Consider the following 17,302-nt stretch of genomic DNA (forward strand, 5'->3'; position numbering starts at 1 on the left):
GCGTCGAGAACGGCTTGACCATGCTCGGGAGGACGTTGTGGCGAAGGGCGAGAACAAGAAGCGCGCGGGGATCGACCCGACGTGGCCCGGTGAAGACGGGGAGCACCCTGTCACCGAGCTGGCTTCGGACCGGCAGGGTGCGCTGTCCCCGTTCGGTGACGTGACCTTCCCGCTCGAAAGCGTGCCTTACGTGCACCCGGAGACCGAGATCAACAAGTAGGAAGTTACTGGCCGGTCCCGTGAGGGCGCCCTTTCCGCATGGCATGAGGTCGAGTGCGGCTCGCGCCCCTGCAGCGGGTTTCCGTCAGCGCGCGAGTTACTGGTCAGTCACCCCCTGCGGGGCTTCGTGGCGGTCGTCACGGGAGTAGGTTTTCGATCGACCTATTCGAGCGTTCCCAGCGGGGGTAGTGCCATGCCGGTTCCCGGTCCCGGATATTCGATCACCGTCCGGGTGGAGGCCCCCGCGTCGTCCACCGCGGCGGGTGATCTGACGACCGCCGTCGGCCGGGTCGGCGGCGTGCTGACCGCGTTCGACGTCGTCGAGTCGCACCCCGAGTCGATCGTCGTCGACATCAGCGCCAACGCCCTGTCGGAGAATCACGCGCAGGACATCACGCAGACCCTGGACTCACTCCCGGGTGTGCGGGTCCGCAAGGTCTCCGACCGGACGTTCCTGATCCACCTCGGTGGCAAGATCGAGGTCACCCCCAAGGTTGCGCTCCGTAACCGTGATGACCTCTCCCGCGCGTACACGCCCGGCGTCGCCCGCGTGTGCCAGGCGATCGCCGCGAACCCCGAGGACGCGCGCCGCCTGACCATCAAGCGGAACACCGTCGCCGTCGTCACCGACGGTTCGGCCGTGCTGGGCCTCGGCAACATCGGCCCGGCCGCCGCGCTCCCGGTGATGGAGGGCAAGGCGGCGCTGTTCAAGAAGTTCGCCGACGTGGACGCGTGGCCGGTGTGCCTGGACACCCAGGACACCGAAGAGATCATCAAGATCGTCAAGGCGATCGCCCCGGTCTACGCGGGCATCAACCTCGAGGACATCGCGGCGCCTCGCTGCTTCGAGATCGAGAAGCGCCTGCGTGACCAGCTCGACATCCCGGTGTTCCACGACGACCAGCACGGCACCGCCATCGTCGTGGTCGCCGCGCTGCGCAACGCGCTGCGCGTGGTCGGGAAGAACATCGAGGACTGCAGGATCGTGGTCAGCGGCGTCGGCGCGGCCGGTTCGGCGATCATCCGCCTGCTGCTCGGCAAGAACCCCGGCGATGTCGTGGCCGCCGACATCGACGGCATCGTGCACTCCGCGCGCGGCAACCTCGACGAAAACCTCACCTGGATCGCCGAGCACACCAACAAGGAGCAGCAGGCCGGCACCCTGCACGAAGCGCTCGTCGGCGCCGACGTGTTCATCGGGGTCTCCGCGCCGAACCTGTTCGGTGCCGAGCAGGTCGCGACCATGAAGTCCGACGCCGTCGTGTTCGCGCTGGCCAACCCGGACCCGGAGATCGACCCGCTGGAGGCGCAGAAGCACGCCGCCGTCGTCGCCACCGGCCGCAGCGACTTCCCGAACCAGATCAACAACGTGCTCGCGTTCCCCGGCGTGTTCCGCGGCCTGCTCGACGCGCACGCGCACCACATCGACGACTCGATGCTGCTCGCGGCGGCCGACGCCATCGCGGACGTCGTGGACAACGGCAAGCTCAACGCGTCGTTCATCGTGCCGAGCGTCTTCGACAACGCCGTCGCCCCGGCGGTGGCGGAAGCCGTCAAGAAGGCCGCGAAAGCAGGATCTGCTGCCGAGCGCTGACGAGGCGATACCAAAGGTCCCTTGCTCCGTTCAGGGTCCGCGTCATCACTGAGGCCGACCCCGTGGCCGACTTCAGAGTGACGACTCCGCCCCCGGCCCGCTCATAGGCTCGATTTCGACCACGAAGTCGATCTTGACGGGGGTTGGGCATGAAGCGCTCTGTCCTGAGCAGAATCGGGACACTCACGGCCGCGGCGGTGACCGTGGCGGTACTCGTACCGGCCACGGCGTCCGCCGCGGTTTCGCCGTTGAACTGGGGGCCGTGTCCGGAGGACGTGGCCGCGCCGGGCGTCGAATGCGGCACCTTGAAGGTCCCGCTCGACTACCGGAAGCCCGGCGGCGCCACCATCGACATCGCCGTTTCGAAGCTCGCCAGCACCAAACCGGCGAAGCGGCGCGGAATCATGCTGACGAACCCGGGCGGGCCCGGCGGTCCGGGGCTGACCATGCCTGCCGAGCTGCGGGCGGCGGGTATGCCGTCGAGTGTGCTCGACGCGTACGACGTCATCGGGTTCGACCCGCGCGGGATCGGGCGCAGCACGCCGGTCACCTGCGACCTGAAGCCCGAGCAACAGACCAGCAACGTCCCGCCGTACGCGCGTGACGCGGCGGCGGTGGCCGAGCGGGCGACGTACGTGGCCGGGATCGCGAAGCAGTGCGGTGAGTCGAAGACCGCGGCGAACCTGCCGTACATCACCACGGCCAACACCGCCCGCGACATGGAGCGCATCCGGGAGGCGCTCGGCGAGAAGAAGCTCTCGTACTACGGCGTCTCGTACGGCAGCTACCTCGGTGCCGTGTACTCGACGCTGTTTCCGCAGCAGACCGATCGCGTCGTGATCGACAGCGTGACCGGCCCGGGCGGTCTCGACCCGGCGACCTCGCGTCGCCTGGCGGAGGGGTTCGAGGACCGCTTCCCGGACTTCGCGAAATGGGCGGCGGCTCGGCACGCCAGCTACGGGCTGGGCCGTACCCCGCAGCAGGTGACGGCGAAGTTCCACGAACTGGCCGCCGAACTCGACACCGGCGCGGTACCGGGAATCGACGGCGCGACGTTCCGGGCCATCACCTTCGGCGCGCTGTACTCGTCGAGGTCGTTCCCCATGCTCGCGCAGCAGTGGCAGGGGCTCGATGGCGAAGGTGTCTTGAAGCAGAGCGCCGAGACGGCGCAGCTCGACGTGGCGCAGCTGCTGTCGGGGCAACTGCACGTGGTCTGCAACGACGGGAACTGGCCGGAGGATGTCGCGACCTATCAGCGCAATGTCGCGAAGGACCGGGTGAAGTACCCGAAGTTCGGCGCGGCCGGAGCGAACATCTGGGCGTGTGCCTTCTGGCCGTCCGAGTCGATCGAGCCGCCGGTGCGGATCGGTGACCGGGGCCCGTCGAACATCCTGATGGTGCAGAACCTGCGGGACCCGGCGACTCCGCTGAGCGGTGCCAGGGAGATGCGCCGCGCGCTGGGTGACCGGGCGCGGATCGTGACCGTGGACGAGGGCGGGCACGGGGTCTGGCTGAGCGACGAAAACGCTTGCGGCAACAACGCCGTCAACCGGTTCTTCGTGGAAGGCAAGCGCCCCGCTCGCGACACGGCCTGCGGCGCGGACAAGGGCGGGCTGTTCGACTCAATGACCCCTGAACAGCGGCAAGACCGGGAGAAGGCGCTCGACGAGGTTCGCTCGAAGCAGCGGATGTTCTGAAGGCTAACCTGCTGGGCGTGAGTGAACTCAGCCACGTCGACCATACGGGCGCCGCTCGTATGGTCGACGTTTCCGGCAAGACGCCCACCGCCCGCACCGCGCTGGCCGGTGGCACCGTGCACACCACGGCCGAGGTGCTCGGCCTGCTGGCCACGGACGGCCTGCCCAAGGGCGACGCCCTCGCCACCGCGCGGATCGCGGGCATCATGGGCGCGAAGAAGGTGCCCGAACTGATCCCGCTGTGCCATCAGATCGCGTTGTCCGGGGTGAAGGTCGAATTCGCCCTCGGCGAGACGACCGTGCACATCACCGCGACCGCGAAGACGAACGACCGGACCGGCGTCGAAATGGAGGCGCTGACCGCCGTCGCCGTCGCCGGGCTGACCCTGCACGACATGATCAAGGCCGTCGATCCCGCGGCGACCCTCGACGACGTCCGCCTGATCCGCAAGGACGGCGGCAAGACCGGGACCTGGGAGCGGCCATGAGCCGGGCCGCGAGGGTGATCGTGGCGTCCAACCGCGCCGCGAAGGGCGTCTACGAGGACAAGACCGGCCCGGTGATCACGGCCTGGCTCGCCGAGCGAGGCTGGGACGTGCCGGACCCCGTCGTCGTCGAGGACGGCGATCCCGTCGGCGAGGCTCTCCGCGAGGCAGTCGCGGCGGGGGTCCAGGTGATCGTGACCACCGGTGGCACCGGCATCTCGCCGACGGACCGCACCCCGGATGTCACGCGCGCGATCCTCGACTACGAGCTCCCCGGCGTCGCGGACGCGATCCGGGCCGCCGGATTGCCCGCTGTGCCCACGGCCGTGCTTTCGCGCGGGGTCGCCGGCGTGGCCGGGCGGACGCTGGTGGTGAACCTCCCAGGCTCACGTGGCGGCGTGAAGGACGGCCTGGGCGTACTGGACGGGATCCTCGACCACGCCGTCGACCAGTTGGCGGGCGGCGACCATCCACGGGAGGCACCACAGTGAGCGTTCGGGTCGCACGGGTCGCGGTGGTCGACGAGCCGCTTTCGGTCGAGGAACACGCCCGGCTGGTCGACGACGCGGCCGCGGGCGCCGTCGTCACCTTCGGCGGGGTCGTGCGGGACCACGACGGCGGGCGGTCGGTGGAGCGGCTCGCCTACGAGGGGCACCCCACCGCTTCCGAGGTGCTCGCGGAGGTCGTCGCGGACCTCTCGGCGAAGTGGACCGGCGTGCGGGCCGTCGCGGTCAGCCACCGGCTGGGCGCGCTGGCCATCGGGGACGTCGCGCTGGCTTGCGCCGTGGCCGCCGAGCATCGCGGCCAGGCCTTCGCGGCGTGCTCGGAGCTGGTGGACGAGGTCAAGGCCCGGCTGCCGGTGTGGAAGCACCAGCACTTCACCGATGGCAGCGACGAGTGGGTCAACTCGCCGTAGGACGGTCGTGAGTGAATGCAATGAAGGGGCCTTTCATCGCAAAAATCGCGATGAAAGGCCCCTTCATTGAGCCTTTTCCATCCTGAGGTTCCGAGGGTGTGGGGGTCGTGAGTGGTGATGACGGTTCTGGCGGACCGGTACTTGCTGACCTGCTGGAACCTGACCTCCCCACTCGGCTGTGTCAGCCGCGGGGCCCGAGCGGCACGACGTCGATCGTTGATCAACATCGGGCCGGGGCAACCTCGCCACGATGTGGGAATCGGGACACTCACTGTCCCGATCCCCACATCGCCACCCCGACCCGACCGGGTCAAACCCTCCAGCCGCCTTACGGAAGGGCGAAGGACACCCCGGCCAGGTCTTACCTCACAGTCGACTACCTGCGAGGTAAGACCTGCTCGTGAATGGCGCCACTCACGCCCCCACACCCTCTGAACCTCAGGATGGAAAAGGCTCATTGCACGCGGGCGGGCCTGAGGTGCCACCTCTGGACGCGACAGAGCCCCACCGCCGGGGGAATAGCGCGGTGGGGCTCTGTCAGTCGCGACCTGGCCACGCGGGGAGTCCCGCGGGCATCACGACTTACTGGTGCTCATGAGCTCACTTGGTGGCGAGCTTCTGACCGACGACGATGAAGTCGGCGTTCGGCACGTATTCCTTGTTCAGCTCCTGCAGCTTCTGGAAGCCGCCCTGGACGTTAAACTTGGAAGCGATCTTGGACAGCGTGTCGCCGGCCACGACGGTGTAGTCACCCGCCGGGTTGGAGTTCGCGACATTGGTCACGGCCGCGACCGGGGCCGGGGCCGAGGCCTGCTGCTTGGTGACCGGGGCGGTCGACTTCTTCGGGGTCACCTTCTTGGTGGCCTTCGGGGCGGTCGACTTGGCCTTGGCGGGGCTGGCGGAGCCGCCCTTCTTGCCACAGTGCGGCCACGCGCCGATGCCCTGGCCCTGCAGGACCCGCTCGGCGACGGCGATCTGCTGCTCACGCGACGCGTTGTGGGCGCTGCCGGTGCCACCGTAGGCACGCCAGGTGCTCTGCGAGAACTGCAGACCGCCGTAGTAGCCGTTTCCGGTGTTGGTGTTCCAGTTGCCGCTGCTCTCGCACTGCGCGATGGCGTCCCAGTTGGTCGCCGACGCGGGGGTCGCGGCGATGGCGAGGGGGGCGCCGACCGCGACGCCCGCGATGGCGACGCGAGCGATGTGGCGGGTGGCGGCGGACATCTTGCGGTGCTTGCCTCGGTACGACATGTGAAGGAATCTCGCTCCCTGCGCCTACGAGTCTGTGCTGAGGGAAAGACCCGTGGGTCCTGGCCGGCCGTCTCAGGCCGGCTGACTTCGCTGACGCACGCCGCGTCGGCTCGGTCCCCTCGTCCCTGTCCGGAAATGCTTTCGCTCGGGGTTGGGTCCGGGAATCCGTTGGACAGGGCTCGGCGCTACGGGTTCCCGGTGTTGCGTGGTCGGTCGGGGCCAACCGAAAAGCGACGGTACGTAACGAACGGCCCGAGCGGAAATTATTCGAGGCGTGACCTACGTCACAGTAACAGCACGCAACCCATGACGATTCGGCTGTTTCCGCAGGTCAGCGGGCCGTTATCTGGCCGTTTCCTAGTCGAGATAATTCACGGATCGTGAGGCTTGCATCACGTGGATTAAGGGATGACTGGACCATTCGTGCGCCTTCGCGCGCTAAAGGGCGGCGCACTTTAGCGAGCCCTCAAGAAGTTCGCCAGTCCAGCCAGATCGTCCGTATTCAGGTGGTCGACCCCGGCGGCGACCAGCTCTTTCCACAACGCCTCGCGGGCGGGACCGGCGGCGTCCGGCGTCGCCCAGAAGCGCACCCGCTGGCCCGCCGCGTGCGCCCGGTTAACCAGGTCGTGCAGTTTTGCGCGCTCTTCGGCGGGGAAGGGGCCGTCGCCGGTCCAGGTGAACAGCCCGGTCCAGGAATCGGAGACCAGAGGGGCCACCCGGGGGTCCGAGCCGATGTTCAGGTCGTTCGCGTCCTTGATCCGGCCGTCGTAGAAGGCGAGCCTGACCCGCTGCCCGAGCATGACGTCCTTGGGTCGTCCGCCGGAGATGACCGCGGTGACCGCCCGCTTCCGAACGTGTCCGAACGCGTACAGAGAGAAGAGGAAGGAGTAGCGCGGGTTGTACAGCCGCTTCTCCAGGGCCGCGTAGGTGCTGTTCGCTTCACCCTTGACGTCGATCAGCAGCTGGAATTCGGCCCGCTGGCGGTAGACGCCGACACCGTGGTTGGCCAGGACGCGTTCGCGCAAAGGCTCCAGGTAGAGCGACTCCAGGGTCCGCTCAGGGCGCGTGTCCGCGAGATCGTGCGCGACCAGCAGCTGCCCGTCCACGAGGAAGATGTCGGCCTCGACGCTGGTGAAGCCCTGAGCGAGCGCGTCGTGCAGCGGACGGGCGTGCTCGTAGTCGTTGTGGCTGTGCGCCTGCGTCAGTGGCCGGACGCCGGGCCCGTGTCCGTGGGCGGAAGCGGGGGCGGTCGCCAGACTCGTGGCGGCGACGGCCACGAGCAGCGCGGCGAGGACACGGCGGGGAGTGATCACTGGCGCATCCTCGGCGGCTTCGGCGTCCAACCGGTGAATTCGGAACGGACTGCAGGTCAAAGGCCCTGGAACGACTCGCGGGGAGCAAGGGACCTTTGCTCTCACTTTCCCGCGTTTCCGCAGGTCAGCCGCCCGCGAACGGGGGTAGGACGTCCAGTTCGGCGCCCTCGGTGAGCGGCCGCGTGAGATCCCGCACGGCGACGCCGTCCAGCAGGTACGAGACGGCTTCGAGCAGCTTCGGCAGCTTTTCGGGGTGAAGTTCACGAAGACGGGTGACGGCGTCGGCGACGCGAGCGCCGTCCGGCAGGGCGACCTTCTCCTCGTCGATGCCGACGGCCGCGCGAGCCGAGGCGAAGTACCGCACCACGATGGTCACCATGTCAGCCGCCGATCGCGCTCATCGGCCGAATCGGCTGCGCGAAGCCTGCCTCGTTGATCTCGTGCCCGGCGAGCTTGCCCCACATGGTCGCCCGCCACGCGTCCGCCACCTCTTCTTCGCGCGCGCCCGCGCGCACGAGGGCGCGTAGGTCGGTTTCGTCGTTGCTGAACAGGCACGAGCGCACCGCGCCGTCGGCGGTCAGTCTCGTCCGTTCGCAGGCGCCGCAGAACGGCCTCGTCACCGACGCGATCACGCCGACGTCGCCCGGTCCGCCGTCGACCAGCCAGCGTTCGGCGGGCGCCCCACCGCGGGCGGCGGGGTACGGCGACAGCGAGAACTCCTCGCCGAGCATGCCGAGGATCTCCTCGGCGGTGATCATGTCGCGCCTGCTCCAGCCGTGCTGCGCGTCCAGTGGCATCTGCTCGATGAACCGCAGGTGGTAGCCCTCGGCGAGGCAGAACCGCAACAGCGGCACGGCCTGGTCCTCGTTCAGGCCGCGCATCAGCACCGCGTTGACCTTCACCGGATCCAGCCCGGCCTCGCGTGCGGCGGCCATGCCGGCGAGTACGTGCGACAGCCTGTCGCGCCGGGTGATCGTCTCGAACAGCGCGCGATCGACGGTGTCGAGCGAGACGTTGATCCGGTCCAGTCCGGCGGCGGCGAGGGATTTCGCGCGCTTCGCGAGCCCGATCCCGTTGGTGGTCATGGAAAGGCGTGGCCGTGGCTCGAGTGCCGCGACCCGCTCGACGATGTGCTCCAGGCCCTGGCGCAGCAGCGGCTCACCGCCGGTGAGCCGGATGTCGGTGACGCCGAGCCGCTCGACGGCGATCCGCAGCAGGAACACGAGTTCGTCGTCGGAGAGCACGTCCGCGCTCGGCATCCACTCGAGCCCCTCGGCGGGCATGCAGTAGGTGCAGCGCAGATTGCACTTGTCGGTGAGCGACACCCGCAGATCGGTCGCCACCCGGCCGAAGGTGTCGATCAGGGCGGGATTGTCCGGCCTGGGCACGGTGGGGCCACCGCGTGTACCGGGGACACGGGGAAACCCGAGATCGACTGCTGTCATTGCCACCAGACTAACCCTGTAGTGGGGGAAACCGACTGTCTGGAATGCATTTCGTATCGGATCGCCGCTTGGCCTGGTTTCTTGCCCAAGGGGTTGCCGGATGGCGAATGTTCGCTTTCGACGGAGAAAATGGCCAGGTTCGCCCACCTCGCCGCTCGAATCCGCGCTTGACGAGCTCCGCGATGAACCGCTCGGCGATTCCTGAAGCCCATAGCTTTTCCGCATCTGCGGAAGTAGCCTCCCAGGCATGCCGCAATTCCGGTTGTCCGAGGCCGCTCGCCTGCTCGGCGTCAGCGATGACACCGTCCGCCGCTGGGTCCGCGCGGGCCAGTTGACCGCGTTCGACGACTCGGCGGGCCGCAAGGTCGTCGACGGTGCCGAACTCGCCGCGTTCGCCAAGGCGCAGGCCGAACAGCCAGAGGATCCCTCCGGCGTCGGCCGTTCCGCGCGCAACCGGTTCGTCGGCCTGGTCACCGAGGTCGTCACGGACAAGGTGATGGCACAGGTCGAGCTCCAGTGCGGCTCGCATCGCGTGGTCTCTCTGATGAGCACCGAAGCCGTCCGCGAACTCGGGCTGCGGCCGGGGGTGCTCGCGGTCGCCGTCGTCAAGGCGACCACCGTCGTGGTCGAAACCCCGGAGGGAAGCCGATGAGGAGACTCGTCCCGGCCCTGCTCACGCTGGTTTTGGTCGCGACGGCCTGTGGTTCGGAGCAGCCGGGGGCCGGGGCCAAGCCGCTCACCGTGTTCGCGGCGGCGTCGCTGACCGAGTCGTTCGGGGCGCTGGGCAGGCGGTTCGAAGAGCGGAACTCCGGCGTGTCCGTGAAGTTCAGCTTCGAGGGTTCCTCGGCGCTGGTCCAGAAGCTGACCCAAGGCGCCAAAGCCGACGTCTTCGCGGCCGCCGACCAGGCCAATATGGACAAGGCCACCAAGGGCGAGGTGATCGACGGGCAGCCGTCGGTGTTCGCCACCAACCGGCTCGCCATCGCCGTCGGCAAGGGCAACCCCAAGGGCATCAAGGGCTTGGCGGACCTCGCGAAGGACGGGCTGACCGTGGTCGTCTGCGCGCCGCAGGTGCCGTGCGGGGCGGCGGCGAAGAAGGTCCAGCAGACCTCCGGGGCCACGCTCAGGCCCGCGAGCGAGGAGCAGGACGTCAAGTCGGTGCTCGCGAAGGTGCGATCCGGCGACGCGGACGCCGGACTCGTCTACGTCACCGACGCGACGTCGGCCGCCGCGCAGGTCGACAAGGTGGACTTCCCGGAGTCGGCGGGCGCGGTCAACAGCTATCCGATCGCGGTGGTGAAGGATGCTCCCCAGGCCGATCTCGCCAGGCGATTCAGGGAGTTCGTCCTCAGCGCGGAGGGCGAGCAGGAACTGGCGAAGGCCGGTTTTGGCGCGCCCTGACCCCGCAAGTACCGCATTTAGAGGACGAAATGCGGGAACCGGGGTGCCGTGGGTGCTCTGGCCGCCGGCGGTCTGCGCGCTGGCGCTGGTGGTGCTGCCGGTCATCGGGCTGCTGGTGCGCTCGGACCTCGCGCGCTTCCCGGGTCTCATCGCCTCGCCGTCGTCGCTGAACGCGCTCAAGCTCTCGCTCACCACCGCCGGACTGTCCACTGTGGCCTGTGTGCTGTTCGGCGTCCCGCTCGCCGTGGTGCTCGCGCGTTCGGGGGCGCGCGGTGTCCGCGTGTTGCGCGCGGTGGTGCTGCTGCCGCTGGTCCTGCCGCCGGTGGTCGGTGGGCTCGCGCTGCTGTACCTCCTGGGCCGCAGGGGTTTCTTGGGCATCCTGGTGACCACCCTGACCGGCGAGCAGGTGCCGTTCACCACGGCCGCGGTGGTCATCGCGCAGACGTTCGTCGCGATGCCCTTCCTCGTGGTCAGCCTCGAAGGCGCACTGCGCGGCGCCGGTGACCGCTACGAGCGGGTCGCCTCGACGCTCGGAGCGAAGCCATGGACGGTGTTCCGCCGGGTCACGCTGCCACTGCTGATGCCCGCGCTGGGTTCGGGGATCGTGCTCAGCTTCGCGCGGGCCTTGGGCGAGTTCGGTGCCACGATCACCTTCGCCGGCAGCCTGGAAGGCGTCACCCGGACGCTGCCGCTGGAGGTCTACACCCAGGCCGAGGTCGACGTCGACAGCGCCGTCGCGCTGGCGCTGCTGCTCATCCTGGTGGCCGTCGCGGTGATCGCGCTCGCCCGGCCGCGCGCGCTCGAAGGAGTCCGGTCGTGACCCTTTCGGCCGAGATCGGCCTCCGGCGCGGCGAGTTCGAACTGTCCGTCGAGTTCGAAATATCCGACGGCGGCGTGCTCGCGCTGCTCGGGCCGAACGGTTCGGGAAAGTCCAGTGTGCTCGGTTGCCTCGCCGGGCTGCTCCGGCCCGATCGGGCGCGGATCACCTTGGCCGGACGCGGTCTGGTGCATCTGCCGCCGCACGCGCGCGGCATCGGCCTGCTCTCCCAGGACGCCCTGCTCTTCCCGCATCTGTCCGCTTTGGACAATGTCGCTTTCGCGCCCCGGTCCACCGGCGCGGGCCGCGCCGAGTCGAGAAGGCGCGCGCGGGAGTGGCTGACCGAAGTGGACGCACTCGAACTCGCGGATCGCAAGCCCGCGCAGCTCTCCGGCGGCCAGGCACAGCGCGTCGCGATCGCGCGGGCGCTGGCGGCCGAGCCGGGACTTCTGCTGCTCGACGAGCCTTTCGCCGCTCTCGACGTCGACGCGGCGCCCGCCATCCGAGGCCTGCTTCGGCGGGTGCTGCGCGCCGGGCCGCCGACCGTGCTGGTCACCCATGATCCGCTCGACGCGCTCGCGCTGGCCGATCACGTCGCCGTCCTCGACGACGGCCGGATCGTCGAACGCGGTGAGACCCGCAAGGTCCTCTCCGCGCCGCGGACGGCGTTCACCGCGCGGATCGCCGGGCTGAACCTGGTGCCCGGCGTCGCCGTCGAAGGCGGTTTGCGCACGTCAGGCGGATCGTCGCTGGCCGGGATCCCGGCGGAGGACGTCGACGGCGGTCAACCGGCGGTCGCGGTGTTCGCGCCCAGCGCCGTCGCCGTGTACCTGAAGGACGGTGAGTACCGCGGCAGCCCGCGCAACACCGTCGAGGGAGTCGTCGACGCGCTCGAACCACACGGACCGGTGATCCGCGTCCGGACCCGCGGTGCCGACTGGGCGGCGGGGCTGGCCGCCGATCTGACCCCCGCCGCGGTGGCCGAACTGGCGCTCGAGCCCGGTACACCGGTCGATCTTTCGGTCAAGGCGGCGTCCGTGGCTGTCCACGCGGCCCCCGATCATTAGGGTGGGGGACATGAACGAGCGCCGTTGGACGTATCTCAGCGACATGGATGGCGTGCTGGTCAAGGAGGAGCACCTCGTGCCCGGCGCGGACGAGTTCCTCAAGGAGCTGCGCGCCAACGACATCGGGTTCCTGGTGCTGACCAACAACTCGATCTACACCCCGCGTGACCTGCGGGCGCGGCTCGAGCGGACCGGTCTGGACATTCCCGAGGAGGCCATCTGGACCTCCGCGCTGGCGACCGCGAAGTTCCTCGCGTCGCAGCGGCCGAACGGCTCGGCGTTCGTGATCGGCGAGGCCGGGCTCACCACCGCGCTGCACGAAGTCGGCTACGTGCTGACCGAACGCGACCCGGACTACGTCGTCCTCGGCGAGACGCGCACCTACAGTTTCAGCGCGATCACCCGCGCGATCCGGCTGATCGAGGGCGGCGCGAAGTTCATCGCCACCAACCCGGACGCCACCGGCCCCAGCGTGGAGGGCTCCATGCCGGCCACCGGCTCGGTCGCCGCGCTGATCGAAAAGGCGACCGGCCGTTCGCCGTACTACGTCGGCAAGCCGAACCCGCTGATGATGCGCTCGGCGCTGCGGCGGCTCGGCGCGCATTCGGAGTCGACGCTGATGATCGGCGACCGGATGGACACCGACGTCCACTCGGGAATCGAGGCCGGGTTGCAGACGATCCTGGTGTTGACCGGCATCTCCAGCCGGGAGAGCGCCGAGCACTATCCGTACCGGCCGACCATGATCATCGACTCGATCGCCGATCTCGTCGGCCGTACCGGCGACCCGTTCGGCGAAGGCTGAGGGGCGCGGTGGCGGGCGGAGGGCTTATCGTCACAAGATGCACGACGATCAGCCCGCGCCCCCGACCTACGTGGTCGGTGACGTCCACGGACATCGGGACGAGCTGGCCGAAGCGCTCCGGGAGAAGGGGCTGCTCGACGCCGACGACGATTGGGCCGGCGGTGAAGCCACCTTGTGGTTCCTCGGCGACTTCGTCGACCGGGGGCCGGACGGCGTCGGCGTCATCGACCTGGTGATGCGGCTGGAACGCCAGGCGGCCAAAGCCGGCGGGCACTGCGGGACGCTGCTCGGCAACCACGAGATCCTGCTGCTCGGGATGTACCACTTCGGCGACACGGAGGTGCCGTCCGACTTCGGGCCGCGCAGCTTCGCCCGCAGCTGGGAGATCAACGGCGGGCTGCTCGGTGACCAAGACAGACTCACACCGCAACACATCGAATGGCTGACTTCACGCCCGATGCTCACGCTGGCCGCGAACCACCTGCTGATGCACTCGGACACACTCGAGTACCTCGGCTGGGGCGACGGCATCGAAGAGATCAACACGCGCGGCCGCGAGATCCTCGAAGGCAGCGACATCCAGGCGTGGTGGGACGTGTGGCGGCGGATGACCACGCGGTACGCCTTCCGCGGCCCGGAAGGCGCCGACGTCGCGCGACATCTGATGGACCGGCTCGGCGGCGAGCGGATCGTGCACGGGCACAGCGTCATCGCCGATCAGCTCGGCATCCACCCGGCGCAGATCGAGGGGCCGTACCTCTACGCGGGCGGGAAGGCGCTGGGGATCGACGGCGGGTTGTTCGTCGGCGGCCCGTGCCTCATCGTTTCGCTGCCGTGGGAGCCCGAGGACTGAGCCTCACACGCCCCCGAGCGTGCTATGAAAGGTCCTTTCCTTGCAAAATTTGCAAGGAAAGGACCTTTCATAGCGTTGGTGGAGGGCCTACGGAAGCTCCACGATCTCCTTGCCGAGCGGCATCAGCGAAACCGGGATCATCTTGAAGTTGGCCACGCCCAGCGGGATCCCGATGATCGTGACGCACAGCGCGACCCCGGTCAGCACATGTCCGATGGCGAGCCACACCCCGGCGAAGATGAACCAGATGACGTTGCCGATCGTGGAGGGCGCGCCGGCGTCGTGCCGGTCGACCACCGTCCGGCCGAACGGCCACAGCGCGTAGGCCGCGATCCGGAACGACGCCAGCCCGAACGGGATGGTGACGATCAGGATGCAGCAGATGATGCCGGCGACGACGTAACCGAGTGCCATCCACAGGCCGCACAGCACGAGCCAGATGACGTTCAGGATCAGGCGCATCAGACGTGCAACTCCCCGCTGGCCACGGTGACCGCTTGCCCTGAAAGCAGGACGCGATCGCCTTCGAGGGCCATCCGCACGATGCCGCCACGTGCCGAAGCCTGCTCGCCGACGAGCTTGTCCCGGCCGAGGCGAGCCGCCCAGTACGGCGCGAGGACGCAGTGCGCGGAACCGGTGACGGGGTCTTCGTCGATGCCGACTCCCGGCGCGAAGAACCGGGTGACGAAGTCGATCCCGTCCACGTCGCCCGGCGCGGTGACCATCAGCCGCCCGTTCCAGTGCGTGCGCAGCGCGGCCAGCTCCGGTGCGAGCGAGCGCACCACGGACGCGTCGCCCACCACCGCGAACAGGTTGTGTTTGCTGCGCCCGACGTAGTCGAAAGAGACGCCCGGAAGGATCGACGACAGGTCGTCGTCGGACTCCTGGGGTGGATCCGACGGGAAGTCCATCGACACCCAGCCGTCTTCGGCCCGGCAGCGCAATTCGCCGCTTCTCGTCGTGAAGACCTGCTCGCCGCCGAGGACGTGCGTGGTCGCCAGCGTCGCGTGCCCGCACAGGTCGACCTCGGTCTCCGGCGTGAACCAGCGAAGCGACTTCGGGCCTTCGCCGCCGACCTCGACGAAGGCCGTCTCGGCGTGCTTCAACTCGGCCGCGACGGACTGCATCCAGCCCTCGTCACCCGGTGAGTCCAACAGCACGACGCCGGCGGAATTGCCGGCGAAGGCCTCGGAGGTGAAGGCGTCGACGATGTAGAGGCGCATATCCCGACGATATCGGTCTGCCGATCACCCGGCCTCCGGGTTTCCCCTGAGGTGATGAGACGCCGGACGCACCCTCGGCCGGCTTCAGGGCCGCTGAACCCAGAGTTGCCACATGTCGCCGTTCCAGGGCGAGCAGCTGTACCCCAGCGCGCCGTTTTGATTGACCTCGGCTTTACCCCTGCCCTGACACCAGGACAGGCGTGAGTACCAGTCGACGTACTCCCAGCCGGACATCATGTTCACGTCCGCGGCAGGAGTGGTTTCCGTCGCCGCGGCGACAGGCCCGCTGGCGAGCATCGCGGCTCCCGCGATCATCCCGCTGATCAGGATCCTCTTCATCGCCATCTGTCCTCCAGTTTCCCGCTGGCCTTCGTGCCCGGAAGCGCACGCTAGCGTCGAGCACTGTCACGGGGCTGTCATCTTCCGATTCGCGGGTCTCCACTTGCAGGTGGCCGCCGTCACGCCGCGTTCCTAGACTCGACGCGTCGCTGCCACCGAACGCAGGAGTCTCCATGCCTGACGCCCCCGCCTTGCCGGCTTCGAGGCATGCTTTCCCGCCGAGAACCCATCAGCGCAGCTACGCATCGGGAATCTCGGACGCCCCGCTGCTCGGGGACACCATCGGCGACAACTTCGACCGGACCGTCGCCGCCTTCGGTGATCGTGCCGCGCTGGTCGACCGGGCGGCGGGGAAACGCTGGACCTACACCGAATTCGCCGCCGAAGTGAACGCGCTCGCGCTCGGCCTGCTGGACCTCGGCATCGGCAAGGGCGACCGCGTCGGCATCTGGTCGCCGAACCGCTGGGAATGGACCTGTGTCCAGTACGCGACCGCGAAGATCGGCGCGATCCTGGTCAACATCAACCCGGCGTACCGCTCGCACGAACTCGAGTACGTGCTGAACCAGGCCGGGATCAAGCTCATCGTGGCCGCGAATTCGTTCAAGACCTCGGATTACGCGGGCATGATCGCCGAAGCGGGGCCGAAATGCCCGGCGCTGGAACACGTCGTGCTGCTCGACAGTCCCGCGTGGTCGTCGCTGCTGGAGATCGGCGCCCAAGCCGATCACGCGCCGCTGGCCGAGCGCCAGGGCGAGCTTTCCGCGGACGACCCCATCAACATCCAGTACACCTCCGGCACCACGGGCTTCCCCAAGGGCGCCACGCTGAGCCATCACAACATCCTCAACAACGGCTACTTCGTCGGCGAACTCTGCCACTACACCGAAGCCGACAAGATCTGCATTCCCGTTCCCTTCTATCACTGCTTCGGCATGGTGATGGGCAATCTCGCGGCGACGAGCCACGGCGCGTGCATGGTGATCCCGGCGCCGTCGTTCGAGCCGAAGGCCACTCTCGAAGCCGTCGCGGCCGAGAACTGCACGTCCCTGTACGGCGTTCCGACGATGTTCATCGCCGAACTGGCCGACCCGGACTTCGACTCGTACGACCTTTCCTCGCTGCGGACCGGGATCATGGCGGGTTCGCCTTGTCCGGTCGAGGTGATGAAGCAGGTCATCGACCGGATGGGCATGACGGAGGTGTCGATCTGCTACGGCATGACCGAGACCTCGCCGGTGTCCACGCAGACCCGCGCCGATGATTCGGTGGAGCGGCGGGTGTCGACGGTCGGCCGGGTCGGGCCGCATCTGGAGGTCAAGGTCGTCGACCCGGAGACCGGGCTGACCGTGCCGCGCGGCGAGCCGGGTGAATTCTGTACCCGCGGCTACTCGGTGATGCTCGGTTACTGGGAGCAGCCGGACAAGACGGCCGAGGTGATCGACGCGGCGCGGTGGATGCACACCGGCGACCTCGCGGTGATGGACGCCGACGGGTACGTCAACATCACCGGCCGTATCAAGGACATGGTCATCCGCGGCGGGGAGAACCTGTACCCGCGGGAGATCGAGGAGTTCCTCTACACCCACCCGGACATCCTCGACGCGCAGGTCATCGGCGTCCCGGACGAGAAGTACGGTGAGGAACTGATGGCGTGGGTGCGCATGCGCGAGGGTGCGACGCCGCTGACGGCCGAGGCAGTGCGCGAGTTCTGCGAAGGGAAGTTGGCGCGCTTCAAGATCCCGCGCTACGTCCACGTCGTCGAGGAGTTCCCGATGACGGTGACCGGGAAGGTGCGCAAGGTCGAGATGCGGGAGCAGTCGATCAGCCTCCTGGGCCTGGAGGGGGCGGCCACCGCGAAACACGCCTGACAAGTTGAC

Annotated in this window: 18 protein-coding genes and 1 pseudogene; 12 read left to right on the forward strand and 7 right to left on the reverse strand. The window is 68.6% G+C overall.

Annotated features, from left to right (window positions below):
• Nucleotides 1–37: 37 nt before the first annotated feature.
• The 5 genes and pseudogenes from ACZ54P_RS24465 to ACZ54P_RS24485 all read left to right on the forward strand — a co-directional run bounded on the left by ACZ54P_RS24465 (nt 38) and on the right by ACZ54P_RS24485 (nt 4,911).
• Nucleotides 38–220, forward strand: coding sequence for a hypothetical protein (locus ACZ54P_RS24465; protein WP_037318042.1), 183 nt, complete (start codon nt 38–40; stop codon nt 218–220).
• A 192-nt stretch (nt 221–412) separates the two neighbouring features.
• A complete protein-coding gene (locus tag ACZ54P_RS24470) occupies nt 413–1,813 on the forward strand; it encodes an NAD-dependent malic enzyme (RefSeq protein WP_465463886.1) in 1,401 nt (466 codons plus the stop codon).
• A gap of 149 nt (nt 1,814–1,962) precedes the next feature.
• Nucleotides 1,963–3,510 (forward strand): alpha/beta hydrolase, encoded by a 1,548-nt coding sequence (locus ACZ54P_RS24475; RefSeq protein ID WP_465463887.1) that lies wholly within the window; start codon nt 1,963–1,965, stop codon nt 3,508–3,510.
• Between the two features lie 17 nt (nt 3,511–3,527).
• Complete coding sequence (gene moaC, locus ACZ54P_RS24480) at nt 3,528–3,998, forward strand: cyclic pyranopterin monophosphate synthase MoaC (RefSeq protein ID WP_465463888.1); 471 nt, start codon at nt 3,528–3,530, stop codon at nt 3,996–3,998.
• Nucleotides 3,995–4,911, forward strand: a pseudogene (locus tag ACZ54P_RS24485) (molybdenum cofactor biosynthesis protein MoaE). The gene moaC and the pseudogene ACZ54P_RS24485 overlap by 4 nt, the downstream one beginning before the upstream one ends.
• 600 nt (nt 4,912–5,511) lie before the next feature.
• Here ACZ54P_RS24485 and ACZ54P_RS24490 read toward each other — a convergent pair.
• The 4 genes from ACZ54P_RS24490 to moaA form a co-directional block, all read right to left on the reverse strand.
• On the reverse strand, nt 5,512–6,159 hold the full coding sequence (locus ACZ54P_RS24490; protein WP_465463889.1) for a transglycosylase family protein: 648 nt from the start codon (nt 6,157–6,159) through the stop codon (nt 5,512–5,514).
• Between the two features lie 455 nt (nt 6,160–6,614).
• Nucleotides 6,615–7,472 (reverse strand): phosphatidylinositol-specific phospholipase C/glycerophosphodiester phosphodiesterase family protein, encoded by an 858-nt coding sequence (locus ACZ54P_RS24495; RefSeq protein ID WP_465463890.1) that lies wholly within the window; start codon nt 7,470–7,472, stop codon nt 6,615–6,617.
• Nucleotides 7,473–7,596: 124 nt separating this feature from the next.
• Nucleotides 7,597–7,851 (reverse strand): MoaD/ThiS family protein, encoded by a 255-nt coding sequence (locus ACZ54P_RS24500; RefSeq protein WP_465463891.1) that lies wholly within the window; start codon nt 7,849–7,851, stop codon nt 7,597–7,599.
• Between the two features lies 1 nt (nt 7,852).
• Nucleotides 7,853–8,917, reverse strand: a complete 1,065-nt coding sequence (gene moaA / locus ACZ54P_RS24505; protein ID WP_465463892.1) for a GTP 3',8-cyclase MoaA — start codon at nt 8,915–8,917, stop codon at nt 7,853–7,855.
• A 247-nt stretch (nt 8,918–9,164) separates the two neighbouring features.
• Here moaA and ACZ54P_RS24510 point away from each other — a divergent pair, with 247 nt between their 5' ends.
• Genes ACZ54P_RS24510 through ACZ54P_RS24535 form a run of 6 tightly spaced genes read left to right on the forward strand, consistent with a single transcriptional unit; the run spans nt 9,165 to nt 13,860 of the window.
• The gene (locus ACZ54P_RS24510) at nt 9,165–9,569 is read left to right on the forward strand and encodes a TOBE domain-containing protein (RefSeq protein ID WP_465463893.1); all 405 of its coding nucleotides are present in this window, start codon (nt 9,165–9,167) and stop codon (nt 9,567–9,569) included.
• A complete protein-coding gene (gene modA, locus ACZ54P_RS24515; protein WP_465463894.1) occupies nt 9,566–10,318 on the forward strand; it encodes a molybdate ABC transporter substrate-binding protein in 753 nt (250 codons plus the stop codon). The genes ACZ54P_RS24510 and modA overlap by 4 nt, the downstream gene beginning before the upstream one ends.
• A gap of 43 nt (nt 10,319–10,361) precedes the next feature.
• On the forward strand, nt 10,362–11,138 hold the full coding sequence (locus ACZ54P_RS24520; RefSeq protein WP_465463895.1) for an ABC transporter permease: 777 nt from the start codon (nt 10,362–10,364) through the stop codon (nt 11,136–11,138).
• Entirely contained in the window at nt 11,135–12,202 is a 1,068-nt protein-coding gene (locus ACZ54P_RS24525) for a sulfate/molybdate ABC transporter ATP-binding protein (RefSeq protein WP_465463896.1), read from the forward strand. The genes ACZ54P_RS24520 and ACZ54P_RS24525 overlap by 4 nt, the downstream gene beginning before the upstream one ends.
• Before the next feature lie 10 nt (nt 12,203–12,212).
• On the forward strand, nt 12,213–13,007 hold the full coding sequence (locus tag ACZ54P_RS24530; protein ID WP_037318851.1) for an HAD-IIA family hydrolase: 795 nt from the start codon (nt 12,213–12,215) through the stop codon (nt 13,005–13,007).
• 37 nt (nt 13,008–13,044) lie between these two features.
• On the forward strand, nt 13,045–13,860 hold the full coding sequence (locus ACZ54P_RS24535) for a metallophosphoesterase family protein (RefSeq protein ID WP_465463897.1): 816 nt from the start codon (nt 13,045–13,047) through the stop codon (nt 13,858–13,860).
• Between the two features lie 87 nt (nt 13,861–13,947).
• On the opposite strand, the gene ACZ54P_RS24540 is transcribed toward ACZ54P_RS24535, so the two are convergent.
• The 3 genes from ACZ54P_RS24540 to ACZ54P_RS24550 form a co-directional block, all read right to left on the reverse strand.
• Nucleotides 13,948–14,322 carry a YccF domain-containing protein gene (locus ACZ54P_RS24540; RefSeq protein ID WP_465463898.1) on the reverse strand — a complete coding sequence of 125 codons (375 nt, stop codon included), beginning with the start codon at nt 14,320–14,322 and terminating at the stop codon, nt 13,948–13,950.
• Nucleotides 14,322–15,083: a PhzF family phenazine biosynthesis protein gene (locus ACZ54P_RS24545; protein WP_465463899.1), complete on the reverse strand. Its 762-nt coding sequence runs from the start codon at nt 15,081–15,083 to the stop codon at nt 14,322–14,324. Before ACZ54P_RS24545 ends, ACZ54P_RS24540 begins: the two co-directional genes overlap by 1 nt.
• Nucleotides 15,084–15,167: 84 nt before the next feature.
• On the reverse strand, nt 15,168–15,428 hold the full coding sequence (locus ACZ54P_RS24550; protein ID WP_465463900.1) for a hypothetical protein: 261 nt from the start codon (nt 15,426–15,428) through the stop codon (nt 15,168–15,170).
• Nucleotides 15,429–15,595: 167 nt separating this feature from the next.
• Between ACZ54P_RS24550 and ACZ54P_RS24555 the strand changes: the two genes are divergently transcribed.
• Complete coding sequence (locus tag ACZ54P_RS24555; protein WP_465463901.1) at nt 15,596–17,293, forward strand: AMP-binding protein; 1,698 nt, start codon at nt 15,596–15,598, stop codon at nt 17,291–17,293.
• Nucleotides 17,294–17,302 lie beyond the last annotated feature (9 nt).

The sequence above is a fragment of the Amycolatopsis sp. NPDC034160 genome (assembly GCF_055575355.1).